This is a genomic window from Thermoflexus hugenholtzii JAD2, assembly GCF_900187885.1.
Lineage (GTDB): Bacteria > Chloroflexota > Anaerolineae > Thermoflexales > Thermoflexaceae > Thermoflexus > Thermoflexus hugenholtzii.
This window is the reverse complement of record NZ_FYEK01000075.1, coordinates 49581-61861: the sequence shown is the minus strand read 5'-3', so window position 1 is coordinate 61861 and position 12281 is coordinate 49581. Positions and strand designations below refer to the sequence as shown.

10 protein-coding genes are annotated in these 12281 nt (G+C 66.5%); 8 read left to right on the top strand and 2 right to left on the bottom strand.

Annotated features, from left to right (window positions below):
* The first annotated feature begins 25 nt into the window (after positions 1-25).
* From CFB18_RS13675 to paaI, 7 genes are all read left to right on the top strand, one after another.
* Positions 26-811, top strand: a complete 786-nt coding sequence (locus CFB18_RS13675) for a fumarylacetoacetate hydrolase family protein (protein WP_088572355.1) — start codon at positions 26-28, stop codon at positions 809-811.
* A 17-nt stretch (positions 812-828) separates the two neighbouring features.
* Complete coding sequence (gene hpaE / locus CFB18_RS13670; RefSeq protein WP_088572354.1) at positions 829-2322, top strand: 5-carboxymethyl-2-hydroxymuconate semialdehyde dehydrogenase; 1494 nt, start codon at positions 829-831, stop codon at positions 2320-2322.
* Between the two features lie 40 nt (positions 2323-2362).
* On the top strand, positions 2363-3844 hold the full coding sequence (gene hpaB / locus CFB18_RS13665) for a 4-hydroxyphenylacetate 3-monooxygenase, oxygenase component (protein ID WP_088572353.1): 1482 nt from the start codon (positions 2363-2365) through the stop codon (positions 3842-3844).
* A gap of 70 nt (positions 3845-3914) precedes the next feature.
* On the top strand, positions 3915-4907 hold the full coding sequence (gene hpaD, locus CFB18_RS13660) for a 3,4-dihydroxyphenylacetate 2,3-dioxygenase (RefSeq protein WP_088572352.1): 993 nt from the start codon (positions 3915-3917) through the stop codon (positions 4905-4907).
* Positions 4908-4930: 23 nt separating this feature from the next.
* Entirely contained in the window at positions 4931-5719 is a 789-nt protein-coding gene (locus tag CFB18_RS13655) for an alpha/beta fold hydrolase (protein ID WP_159461768.1), read from the top strand.
* 96 nt (positions 5720-5815) lie between these two features.
* Positions 5816-7183, top strand: coding sequence for a phenylacetate--CoA ligase family protein (locus CFB18_RS13650; RefSeq protein WP_234977063.1), 1368 nt, complete (start codon positions 5816-5818; stop codon positions 7181-7183).
* A gap of 17 nt (positions 7184-7200) precedes the next feature.
* Complete coding sequence (gene paaI, locus CFB18_RS13645) at positions 7201-7563, top strand: hydroxyphenylacetyl-CoA thioesterase PaaI (RefSeq protein WP_088572421.1); 363 nt, start codon at positions 7201-7203, stop codon at positions 7561-7563.
* A gap of 168 nt (positions 7564-7731) precedes the next feature.
* Here paaI and ahcY read toward each other — a convergent pair whose 3' ends face one another.
* Both ahcY and CFB18_RS13635 read right to left on the bottom strand, forming a co-directional pair.
* The gene (gene ahcY, locus CFB18_RS13640; protein WP_088572350.1) at positions 7732-9000 is read right to left on the bottom strand and encodes an adenosylhomocysteinase; all 1269 of its coding nucleotides are present in this window, start codon (positions 8998-9000) and stop codon (positions 7732-7734) included.
* A gap of 61 nt (positions 9001-9061) precedes the next feature.
* A complete protein-coding gene (locus CFB18_RS13635) occupies positions 9062-10792 on the bottom strand; it encodes a beta propeller repeat protein (protein ID WP_088572349.1) in 1731 nt (576 codons plus the stop codon).
* A 287-nt stretch (positions 10793-11079) separates the two neighbouring features.
* Here CFB18_RS13635 and CFB18_RS13630 point away from each other — a divergent pair, with 287 nt between their 5' ends.
* Entirely contained in the window at positions 11080-12018 is a 939-nt protein-coding gene (locus CFB18_RS13630; protein ID WP_088572348.1) for an ABC transporter substrate-binding protein, read from the top strand.
* Positions 12019-12281 lie beyond the last annotated feature (263 nt).

The following is a 12281-nucleotide window of genomic DNA, read 5'->3' as shown; positions in this document are numbered from 1 at the left end:
TCTGAGAAGCAAGCTGAGAGGGGCGATGCGGATCGCGCGGTTTGCGGCGGAGGGGCGGGTCTGGGAGGGGGAGGTCACCCCGGAAGGGAGGCTGGTGGCGGACGGGCGAGCTTTCGATCCGGAGCGGGTGGTCTGGCTGCCGCCGGTGCCGCCCGGGGGCAAGGCCATCGGCCTGGCCCTCAATTACCGGGAGCACGCCGAGGAGCTGGAGGTCGCCCTGCCCGAGGAGCCAGCCCTCTTCCTCAAGCCCTCCAACACCTGGATCGGCCATCGGGCCCCGGTGCGCTACCCGAAGGGAGTGAAGGTATTGCACGGGGAGGTGGAGCTGGTGGTCATCATCGGCCGGCGCTGCCGTCACGTCCGCCCCGAGGAGGCATGGGAGGTGATCGCGGGCTACACCATCGGCAACGACGTCACCGCCCGGGACTTCGTGGGGAATTTCTACCGCCCGCCGGTGCGGGCCAAGGGCCAGGACACCTTCGGTCCCATGGGGCCATGGCGGGTGACTCCTGATGAGATCCCCGACCCGCACAACTTGGCCATGCGACTCTACGTGAACGGACGTCTGGCCCAGGAGGGGCACACCTCGCGGATGATCCATCGCATCCCGGAGCTGATCGCCTACATCAGCTCGTTTATGACCCTGGAGCCGGGCGACACCCTCTGGACCGGCACCCCGCGCGGCATCGTCCCGGTGCAGCCCGGCGATGTGATGCGCCTGGAGATCGAAGGCATCGGCGTCCTGGAGAACCCGGTGGTGGAGGAGGAATTGTCGCTCGCTTCAGCCGGTTTTGTCTCCGGCTGGACGTGATCGATGGAGGAACCGGCATGGAACAGCGCGATGGGCTTTACATCGTCCGCCACTTTATCGACAACGCCTTTGTGGATGCCCTTGAGGGAGGAACCTTTGAGACGCTGAACCCGGCCACCAATCGTCCCATCGGGATCGTGGCCGATGGGACGGCGGCCGATGTGGATCGGGCGGTGCGGGCGGCCCGGCGGGCCTTTGATGAGGGGCCGTGGCCGCGCCTGCCCGCCGCCGAGCGGGCTCGCTATCTCCGCCGCATCGGCGATCTCATCCTGAAGCGGGCCGAGGAGATCGCCTATCTGGAGGTGCTAGACGTCGGGATGCCCATCACCCAGGCCGGCAAGGGTGCCATCCCCCGGGCGGCGGAGAATTTCTACTTCTTCGCCGAGATGGCCACCCGCATCATCGGGGAGACCTACCCGAAAGACGGCGAGTTCCTCAACTACACGATCCGCAAGCCGGTGGGGGTGGCCGGGCTGATCACCCCCTGGAACACCCCGTTCATGCTGGAGACCTGGAAGGTGGCCCCCTGCCTGGCCGCCGGCAACACCTGCGTCCTGAAGCCGGCGGAGTGGTCTCCTCTCTCGGCGAACATGCTGGCCGAGATCATCCAGGAGGCGGATCTCCCCCCCGGGGTCTTCAACGTCGTCCACGGCTTCGGGGAGCGGGCGGGTGCCCCCCTGGTCGCCCACCCCGGGGTGCAATTGATCTCCTTCACCGGCGAGACGACCACCGGAATGGAGATCATGCGCAACGGGGCTTCCACCCTCAAGCGCTACTCCATGGAGCTGGGGGGCAAGAACGCGGCCATCGTCTTCCCGGACGCGGACCTGGAGCAGGCGCTGGATGGGGTGATCTGGCAGGCCTTTTCCCTCAACGGGGAGCGCTGCACCTCGAATTCCCGGCTGCTGCTCCACCGGGTGATCTACGAGGAGTTCCTGGGCCATCTGCTGGAGCGGGTGGCGGCCATCCGCGTGGGCGATCCTTTCGATCCTCAAACCGAAGTCGGCCCCCTGATCCATCCGGAGCACTGGCAGCGGGTGCGGGGCTACATGGACGTCGCCCGGGCGGAAGGGGCCACCATCGCCCTGGGCGGCGATCGACCGCCCCAGCTCCCCGAGGGCAACTACTTCGCTCCCACGGTCATCGTGGACGTCCGCCCCGAGATGCGGGTGGCCCAGGAGGAGATCTTCGGGCCGGTCCTGGTCGTCCTCCCCTTTGAGACCGAAGAAGAAGCTATCCGCATCGCGAACGGGGTGAAATACGGGCTGGCCGCCTATATCTGGACCCGGGATCTGGTCCGGGCCCATCGGGTGGCCCAGGCGATGGAAGTGGGCATGGTGTGGATCAACGCCCCCAACGTCCGGGATCTGCGCACCCCCTTCGGCGGGGCGAAATACAGCGGGATCGGCCGGGAGGGCGGCTTCTACAGCTTCGAGTTTTACACCGAGGTGATGACCATCCACGTGGCCCTGACCCCGCCTCGCATCCCCCGGCTGGGCGCTGGGCGGTGATCCCCGCCATAGAGGAGCTCCGGCAAAAGGAGGGATGAGGATGGGCGCACGAACCGGCGCGCAGTTCCTGCAGCGGATCCGGGAGCACCCCCGGGACCTCTGGCATCGCGGGGAACGAGTGGAGGACCCCACCACGCACCCGGCCTTCGCCCGCGGGCTTCGATCGATGGCCCGTCTGTATGACCTCCAGTGGGAGCGGGCGGACGAATGCCTTTACGATTCGCCGAGCAGCGGCGAGAAGGTCGGCCTCTCCTTCCTGATCCCTCGCTCCGCCGAGGATGTGCAGCGGGTGAGCCGGATGATGAAGATCTGGGCCGATGTCCACTTCGGCTTCATGGGCCGCACCCCCGATTACCTGAACCGGGCCATCACTTACTACGCCTCCGGGGCGGATTTCCTGGGCGAGAAAGAGCCGGCCTTCGCCGAGCACATGCGTCGCTATTACGAATACCTGCGGGAGAACGACCTCTGCCTCACCCACACCCTGATCCACCCCCAGGCCAACCGGGCAGTGGGCCCCTCGAAGCAGGCAGATCCTTATCTGGCAGCCCGGGTGGTGAAGGAGACCGACGGGGGCATCGTGATCCGGGGGGCCCGGATGTTGGCCACTCTGCCCGCGGTCGACGAGATCATGGTCTTCCCCTCGACGCTGTTGCGCAACACCGAGGAGGACGCTCCGTATTGTTATGCCGTCGGCATCCCCTGTGACACCCCGGGCCTGCGCTTCCTGTGCCGGGAGACCCTGGACTACGGCCGCTCCCCCTTCGATCATCCGCTGGGATCGCGCTTCGACGAGATCGACGCCGTGGTGATCTTCCACGATGTCTTCGTCCCCTGGGAGCGGGTGTTCATCTACCGGGACGTGGAGCGGGCCAACCAGGCCTACGCGGCCACCGGGGCCATCGTGGGGATGGCCCATCAGGTGGTGGTGAAGAACATCGCTAAGACGGAGTTCTTCCTGGGGCTGGCCTCCCTCATCGTCGACGCCATCGGCATCGAGGGCTTCCAGCACGTGCAGGAGAAGGTGGCGGAGATCTGGATTTACCTCGAGACCATGAAGGCCCTGCTGCGGGCGGCGGAGGCGGACGCCCATGAAGACGCCTTCGGGGCCTTCCGGCCGGCCTGGCCACCCCTGGACGCGGCGCGCAACCTCTATATGCGGTGGTATCCGCGCATCGTGGAGATCATCCAGCAGCTCTCGGCCAGCGGCATCATCGCCACGGTCACCGAGGAGGACATGAAGAACCCCGAGCTCATCGAGGACATCCGCCGTTACTTCCAGGCCGCCCGGGCGGAGGCCTACGATCGCATCCCCCTCTTCCGCCTGGCCTGGGACGCCGCCCTCTCCGCCTTCGCCGGCCGGCAGGTCCAGTATGAACGCTTCTACTTTGGGGATCCGGTGCGCATCGCCGGCGTCATCTTCCAAAAGCACGACCGCACGCCCTATATGGAGAAGGTCCGGGAGTTCCTGAAGCAAATGAAGGAGGAGGCCTTCGCCCAGGCGGAGGAGGCGAGGCCTTGATGGGACGCGCCGGGCGGAGCGATGGAGGGAGACCACCCGGAGCCCGGAAACCCTTCAAAGGAGGAATCCTATGGGCGGGTTCTCCATCACGCGCGCGGCACATGCGGAGCTCTGCGTGACGGACCTGGAGCGGGCTCGGGATTTCTACGTGGAGGCCCTGGGGTTCGTGGAGGTCGCTCGCGAGGAGGATCGTCTCTACCTGGGCGGTCTGGAGGAGCGGGATCGCTACAGCCTGATCCTCAAGAAGGCGCCAAGCCCCGGGGTGACCCACCTGGCCTTCCGCGTGGCCGATCCGGAGGACCTCGATCGCCTGGCCGCGCTGTATGAAAGCGCCGGATGTCCTGTCCGCTGGCTGGCCCCCGAAGAGGAGGAGGCCGGCCAGGGGCGGGCGCTGCGCGTCCAGGACCCCACCGGGCTTCCCATCGAGTTCTTCCACGAGATCGCCCGGCGAGAGCGGTTGCTGCAGCGGTTCGATCTCTACCGGGGCGCCCACATCATGCGCCTGGATCATTTCAACTGCCAGGTCCCCCACGTACAGGAGGCCTACGACTGGTGGACCGGGAAGCTGGGCTTCTACTGCTCGGAATACACGGTGACCGACGAGGACCCGCCCCGGCTGTGGGCGGCTTGGCTCCACCGCAAGCAGAACGTCCATGACATCGCCTTGATGAACGGGATCGGCCCCCGTCTCCACCATATCGGCTTCTGGGTGGCGGACACCCAGAGCGTGCTGCGGGCGTGTGACATCCTGGCCGCCCGGGGGATGGGAGGGGCCATCGAACGGGGGCCGGGCCGCCACGGCTTAAGCAACGCCTTCTTTCTCTACCTGCGAGATCCCGACGGCAACCGCATCGAGCTCTACACGAACGACTACATCATCCCGGACCCCGATTGGGAGCCCATCCGCTGGTCCATCAACGACCCGCGCCGGGCTACCTTCTGGGGGCATATCCCGCCCCGCTCCTGGTTCGAGGAGGCCTCCCGGGTCGCCCACGTTCTCACCGGGGAATGGATGCCGGTGCGGGAGCCCCTGCTGGTGGATCGCCCGGTGTTCGTCACCTGATCGAACTGCGGAAGCGGGCGGCGATGGTGCGCTGGAAGGAAACCCTAAGCGATGGGCTGGTGATCGCCTGGGAGGAAGGGGGCGCGCGCGAGGGGCCGCCGCTGCTCCTGCTCCACAACGCCTGCAGCACCTTCCGGGCCACGTGGGGGCGGGTGGCCGAGCCCCTGGCCGCGCGGTTCTACCTCATCGGCCCGGACCTGCGGGGCCACGGGGAGAGCACTAACCCGGCTGGACGCCTGGACCTGCGGGAGATGGCCGATGACATGGCGCGGCTGCTGGACCGGTTGGGGATCCCCGCGGTCCATCTGGTGGCCTTCAGCGGGGGCGCTTCCACCGCCCTCTATCTGGTCACCCGGCATCCCGCGCGGGTCCGCTCGATGGTCCTCATCGGCAGCCACTACACGGTGCGGAACCTGCGCACCCGCGGGGACGGCTTCTGGGATCCGGAGCGGATCCGTCGGGAGCAGCCGGCATGGTGGGCGGCGATGGTGCGCTGGCACGGCTCGGAGGAGCGGGTGCGGGCGTTGCTGCGCGGCTGGCAGGAGGAGGATCGCTGGCGGCCCGACTTCCGGCCCGAGGATCTGCAGGCCATCCGCGTCCCCACCCTGCTGCTGATCGGCGAAAACGACTCCATCACGCCCATCGAGCAGACGATGGAGATGGCCCGCTGGATCCCTCAGGCTCGCCTGGTGGTTTTCCCGGGGGCCGGCCACGACCTGATCCGGGAGCGCCCCGAGGCCTTCCTGGAGACGGTGCAGGCCTTCTGGGACACGCTGGGGATCCCGAGGGGATCGGCGCGCCCCCATCGGTGAGGCGGATAGCGGAAACCGGGAGACAGGAGCCGCGTCAGGCGGCTTCCGGGCTCTCCCGAGGAACGGAAAAGCCTATGTCCTGATGAGGAGGGGCTTATGGCAGTGCAAGCGAAGCCGATGTATTGGAACGAGGAGATGGAGACCATGCCGCGGGACCGGCTGGAGCGGCTCCAGCTGGAGCGCCTCCAGCGCATCGTGGATTACGTCTACCACCGGGTCCCGCACTACCGGCGGAAGATGGACGAGGCGGGGGTGAAGCCGTCAGACATCCGGCACCTGCAGGACATTACGAAGCTCCCCTTCACCTCCAAGGCGGATCTGCGGGAGACCTATCCCTTCGGCATGTTCGCCGTTCCCCTGAACCAGGTGATCCGCATCCACGCCTCCTCGGGGACCACGGGGAAGCCAACGGTGGTGGGCTACACCCGCAACGATCTGGAGGTGTGGGCGGAGGTCTGCGCCCGCTGTCTGGTGCTCTCCGGCGCCCGACCGGGGGAGGTCTTCCAGAACGCCTACGGCTATGGCCTTTTCACCGGCGGCCTGGGGATGCACTACGGGGCGGAGAAGCTGGGGATGGTGGTGGTCCCGGTCTCCGGGGGGAACACCAGCCGTCAGCTGATGATCCTCAAGGACTTCGGCACCCACGTGATGGCGTGCACCCCCTCCTACGCGCTGGTCATCGCCGACGCCCTCCTGTCCAACGGCTACCGGCCGGGCGACCTTAACCTGCGGGTCTTCATCCTGGGCGCCGAACCGTGGACGGAGGGCATGCGCCGGGAGATCGAGGAGAAGCTGGGGGTCCACGCGGTCAACATCTACGGTCTGAGCGAGGTCATCGGCCCCGGTGTCTCTAACGAATGCATCGAGGCCAAGAACGGCTCCCACATTTTCGAAGATCACTTCCTGGTTGAGGTCGTCAACCCGGCCACCGGCGAGCCGGTCCCGCCCGGGACGGTGGGGGAGCTGGTCTTCACCACTCTGACCAAGGAGGCCATGCCGGTGATCCGCTACCGGACCGGGGATCTGGCCTCCATCGATCCGACCCCCTGCGTCTGCGGGCGGACCTTCGTGCGCATGTCCCGGGTGCTCGGGCGCACGGATGACATGTTGATCATCCGCGGGGTGAACGTGTTCCCGTCTCAGGTGGAGGCAGCGCTGGTGGGCCTGCCCCATGTCGCGCCCCACTACCAGCTGGTGGTCACCCGGGAGGGCCGGCTGGATCAGCTGGAGGTAAAGGTGGAGGTGACCGAGGCCTTCTTCCGGGAGGTGGGCGGGGAGCTGCTGGCCGGGGAGGTGTTCGAGAGCATCGAGGCTGTTCAGGGCCTGCGGGAGAAGGTGAACCAGGTGCTGGATGAAGCCCTGGGGATTCACGTGAAGGTCACCCTCACCCCGCCCAACACCCTGCCCCGGAGCGAAGGCGGGAAGCTCCGACGGGTGGTGGACATGCGGCCGAAGGACGCATGAGCGGCTCCGTCCCGACGATGGTGGATCCCTTTATGAAGGCCCTAGGGTTGGAGGCGGAGATCCCGGGGCCCGGACAGGCTCGGGTATGGGGAGTGGTGCGCCCGGAGCACCTGAATCTCCACGGAACCGCCCACGGCGGCTTCCTTTATACACTGGCGGATGCTGCCTTCGCCCTCGCCTCCAACTCCCATGGGGTCCGCGCCGTGGCCCTCTCCACCCATATGGAATACCTGCGGGCGGTGGGGGCGGGGGAGCGGGTGGAGGCGGTGGCCGAGGAGGTCTATCGCGGCCGCCGGGCTGCCCTCTACCGGGTGGAGGTGCGGCGGGACGGCGAGCTGGTGGCCGTGTTCACCGGATGGGTTCACCGGTTTGCGGAATAGGCGGACCAGAGCCCGTAGGCCCGTAGGCCCGTAGGCCCGGTGTTCACCGGATGGGTTCACCGGTTTGCGGAACAGGGGCAGCCTCCCTGGCTGCCCCTGTTTCCTTCCTCACAGCGGGGTTCTGAAGGCGGGCGGAGGGCAACGGCTCGAAGCGCCCGGATGTTCGCGCTACGTTCCCTCTTCCCAGGAGGCCAGGTAGCGCTCCTGCTCCGGCGTCAGGCGGTCGATCCGGATCCCCATCGTCTCCAGCTTCAGGTGGGCCACCGCCTGATCGATCTCCCGGGGGACCGGATAGACCTGGCGCTCCAGGGAACGCCCGTGGCGGACCAGGTATTCCACCGAGAGGGCCTGGTTGGCGAAGGACATATCCATCACCGCGCTGGGGTGGCCTTCCGCGGCGGCCAGGTTCACCAGCCGCCCCTCGGCCAGCAGGTAGATCCGGCGCCCGTCCTTCAGGGTGTATTCCTCCACGAACTCCCGCACCCGCCGCGGCTCCCCGACGCTCATCTCCCGCAGCGCCGGGATGTTGATCTCCACGTTGAAATGCCCGGCGTTGGCCAGGATGGCGCCATCCTTCATCACCTCGAAGTGAGGCCGGTCAATGATGTGGATGTTGCCGGTGGCGGTGATGAAGAGATCCCCCTCCCGTGCCGCCTCCATCATCGGGAGCACCCGGAAGCCGTCCATCGCCGCCTCCAGAGCTCGCAGGGGATCCACCTCGGTGACGATGACCTGGGCGCCCATCCCCCGGGCCCGCATGGCGATCCCGCGGCCGCACCATCCATATCCGGCCACCACCACCACGCGTCCGGCCAGGAGGATGTTCGTGGCCCGCAGGATGCCATCGATGGTGGACTGGCCGGTGCCGTAACGGTTATCGAAGAGGTGCTTGGTCAGCGCGTCGTTGACGGCGATGATGGGGTAAGCGAGGACGCCCTCCCGGGCCATGGCCCGCAGGCGGATCACCCCGGTGGTGGTCTCCTCGGTGCCGCCCAGGATCTCCGCCATCCACGCCGGCCGTTCCTTGTGCAGCGTGCTCACCAGATCCGCCCCGTCGTCCATGGTGATGTGGGGGCGGTGGGCCAGGCACGCCTGGATGTGACGGTAATAGGTCTCCGTGTCCTCCCCTTTGACGGCGAAGACGGGGACCTCGAAGAAGCGCACCAGGGCGGCGGCCACGTCGTCCTGGGTGCTCAGGGGATTGCTGGCGCAGAGGGCCACCTCCGCCCCGCCGGCCTGCAACGTGCGGACCAGGTTGGCCGTCTCCGTGGTCACGTGCAGGCAGGCGGAGATGCGGATCCCGACCAGTGGGCGCTCCCGCTCGAACCGTTCCCGGATGCGCCGCAGCACCGGCATCTCCCGATCCGCCCACTCGATCCGCTGCAGGCCGCGGTCGGCCAGCGAGAGATCCTTCACGTCGAACGACTTGGCGGTCATCTGTGCCTCCATTGCGTGAAGCTCGCGGGATCTGATGGTCCGGTTCTACCGGGACGCCTCCTCAACCCTTGGGAGGCTCGTTTGTAGATTGTAGCAGTTTCTGCCATCGCCGGATCCGTAAGGCGCTCCCGATCGTGGCGCTGACAGCGATGAGGATTGCCCCTACCAGCGCCATCTCATACAGCGGGATCCATCCCATGGCCCAGGCGACGAAAGGCGCCCAGGCCCCTGGCGAGATCCCCAATGCAGCCAGGACGATCTCCCGATGGACGGCCCGGATGGCCTCCGGGCGCGGCGCGCTCTCCCGCAGCGCCCGCCACTTCCTCCGCAGCCTCCAGATCAGGATAATTGAAACGATTATGAGGAGCAGGCTGATGGTATTCAGAGGCAGAAATGGAGGTCCACTCGACAGGAGGATAAATAAAACCAGGAAGATTAGCTTTAGAAATACAGGGGCTATCGCTTCAAGGGTCCGCTCCGGCAGGAGGCCCATGGACAGGCCGGAGAGGAAAAATATGGCGATCGGGAGGCCGATCCCAATCAAGAAGATGATCCACGCCCGACTCCGACGGCGGGGCGTCGGCGCAGAGAAACGAACGGCCGAGCCGATGGCGGACCTCAGGCGTGCGATCGCCCGGTAGCTCTGGACCTGGTAGAACAGCAGCGCCAGCGCCACGGTGGCATATGACTCAGTCATCGTGATCTGTGCTGCTCCAACCAGATTTTCCGCCGCATAGGGCGTGTGGGTGATGTGGAACCCCCCGAATCCGCTGATCTGAATATCCTGTATGCGCCACGGCCTGTCCGGGGATAGAATGAGAATCCCCTCCGTCCCCAGCGCCACCAGCCATCGGTTCCCCTCCGGATCGAAGGTCAGATCATAGGGTCCTTCGTCAATGATCTGCTTCATGCAACCGATCGGAAACATGCTGAGCAGCCGCTTGCGGAAACTCTCCCGTCCCCACGGGGGTGCCCAAGCGGTCCGCCACGTTTGCCCCCCGTCCGTGCTGGCTTCCACCCGGCCCGGGCCAGGGATTCGGTAGCACACGGAGGGCTGATCCGCGCGGCAGCGCACGATTGGCCAGTCAAGCGTGACGGGCTCCTGCTGGAGCCATAGGGGTAGACCCTCCATCCGTTGCCATGTCTCGCCCCCATCCGCGCTGACCACCCACGTGGGGTGGCCGCTTCCCACCGAGGTCAGGCCCGCATAGACGTGGTCCCTCCACACAAGAATGCGGCGCACCAAAAGCTCCGGTGGGCATGGAGGGGTGGCGAGGGAAGCAATCATGGCCAGGATCCAGGCGACCCAGGCCCAGCGGGGCGGAGCATCTTGACCTACCTGCACCTTCCGGGCCGTGCGCTTCCAGAGCCAGCGGGAAGGGATCAACGCGATCAGCGCGATCCCATCGGAGGGATCCAGCGCGAAGACCGCCGGACGGCCCAGGAGGGCGGAGACGATGGTGGCGATGGCGGCGTTCAACGGTGGGGAGAACTTCAGGGCGGCGAAGGAAAGCGCGGTCAGCCCGAACCCCAGGTCGGCAAGGCGAGAGGGTGAGAGGCGAAGGGGGCCCAACGCAAGCGCCAGGGCGGGGATCACCAGAAACGGGAAGAAGAACAGCCCGGCGAAATCGCTCAGCTTGCCCGTCCAGAACGAGGGGAAGCGGGCTTTCAGAAGGTGGTCGTTCAGGAGCAGGAGGGGCACACTCAGCAGGACCACCGAATGCGCCAGGGCATGCCCGCTGATCCGAAAGGCAAGATCGAAGCCCTCCCGCGCGAGGCGATCCCCGCTCATCGTTCCCTTCCGCCAAGGAGTGCGCCCTTATTTTAGCCTCCGAAAGCTCTCCGCTTGGGTGCGTCCCCATTCTATCGGCTGTGTGGGCAAGACACTGCCCCCGCTTATCCATGGAGGTCAACTGTGAGCAGTTGGCCTACATCGCGCTGAGCTTCCGACCATTCTGGGACATACCTCCCGCTTCCCCTATTGGATCTCTGTAGGCCGTCCGGACTGGGCAGGGCATCCCTTGACGGGACCCCGCTTTTGCGGCATAGTTTGTGAAGATTTTCATTTGGAGGGGAACCATGCTTCGACGGATCCTCATCGGCATCGCCATCGGCCTGGGGCTCGTCGCCTGTCAGCCCTCCGCGGGCGCCCGTCCGCTCTCCGTGCGGTTCGGCGCGCTGCCCATCCTGGACGTGTTGCCCGTATATGTGGCCCAGACAGAAGGGTATTTCGCCCAGGAGGGCCTGGAGGTGGAGGTGATCCCAGCCGCCTCGGCGGCCGAGCGGGATCAGCTGATGCAGGCCGGCCGCATCGATGCCATGGTCAACGACACCGTCTCCACCCTTTTCTACAACAAGGAGAAAGCTCAGATCTACGTGGTCCGCATCGCCCGTCAGGCATATCCCGAAGCCCCTCAGTATTTCATCCTGGCCAACCCCAACGCCGGGATCCAGAGCCCTCAGGATCTCAAGGGCGTGGAGATCGCCATCTCCCAGGGCACGGTTATCGAATACATGACCGACCGCATCCTGGAGCGGGCGGGTCTGAAGCCCGGGGATTATCGGACCGTTCACATCCCGCGGATCCCGGACCGGCTGCAGGCGCTGATGGAGGGTCGAGTGAAGGCCGCCACCCTCCCGGATCCTTTCGCCACGCTGGCCATCCAGCAGGGCGCGCAGGTGGTCGCGGATGACCGGGAGGTGCGGTCCATCTCCTTGAGCGTGCTCAGCTTCCGGGCGGAGGTGGTGGAGCGGAACCCGGAGGCGGCCCGACGCTTCCTCCAGGCCTGGGATCGAGCGGTGGCGGCCATCCGGGCGAACCCGGAAAAATACGCCGGCCTCCTGGCGGAGAAGCAGCTGGTGCCCCAGCCTTTGGTGGGGACCTACCGGCTGCCTCCGTATCCGGATCGAGCGCTGCCGACCCGGGAGCAGTTCTCGGATGTGATCGCCTGGGCCCGGGCCAAAGGCCTGCTGCAGGCGGACATCCCCTATGAGCGCCTGGTGCGGGAGGTCCGCTGAAGGAAGATCCGACGGCGAGGACCTTTCGAGGCCATGGGGACATGGGCTGGGAACACCTCCTCCCAGCCCATGTCCATATCTCCAGGAGGGGCCTCCGTCTCGAACGCCTCTCTTTGCACCCCGATTCGTCACGGCGGGAGAAGCTCCTCCGAGCAGTGGCCGAAATGAATTTCGGCCTACATGGGCAAAAGGTCGCGGCTGAAGCCGCTCCTAACAAAAATGGGCTTCTGTAGGAGGGGCTTTAGCCCCGACCATCCGTCTTC

What these genes read in the sequence shown, in the direction of transcription:
- CFB18_RS13630 (WP_088572348.1), top strand. Translation starts at nt 11,080, where the DNA reads ATGCTTCGACGGATCCTCATCGGCATCGCCATCGGCCTGGGGCTCGTC.
- paaI (WP_088572421.1), top strand. Translation starts at nt 7,201, where the DNA reads ATGGTGGATCCCTTTATGAAGGCCCTAGGGTTGGAGGCGGAGATCCCG.
- ahcY (WP_088572350.1), bottom strand. Translation starts at nt 9,000, where the DNA reads ATGACCGCCAAGTCGTTCGACGTGAAGGATCTCTCGCTGGCCGACCGC.
- CFB18_RS13650 (WP_234977063.1), top strand. Translation starts at nt 5,816, where the DNA reads ATGGCAGTGCAAGCGAAGCCGATGTATTGGAACGAGGAGATGGAGACC.
- CFB18_RS13675 (WP_088572355.1), top strand. Translation starts at nt 26, where the DNA reads ATGCGGATCGCGCGGTTTGCGGCGGAGGGGCGGGTCTGGGAGGGGGAG.
- CFB18_RS13655 (WP_159461768.1), top strand. Translation starts at nt 4,931, where the DNA reads ATGGTGCGCTGGAAGGAAACCCTAAGCGATGGGCTGGTGATCGCCTGG.
- hpaB (WP_088572353.1), top strand. Translation starts at nt 2,363, where the DNA reads ATGGGCGCACGAACCGGCGCGCAGTTCCTGCAGCGGATCCGGGAGCAC.
- hpaD (WP_088572352.1), top strand. Translation starts at nt 3,915, where the DNA reads ATGGGCGGGTTCTCCATCACGCGCGCGGCACATGCGGAGCTCTGCGTG.
- CFB18_RS13635 (WP_088572349.1), bottom strand. Translation starts at nt 10,792, where the DNA reads ATGAGCGGGGATCGCCTCGCGCGGGAGGGCTTCGATCTTGCCTTTCGG.
- hpaE (WP_088572354.1), top strand. Translation starts at nt 829, where the DNA reads ATGGAACAGCGCGATGGGCTTTACATCGTCCGCCACTTTATCGACAAC.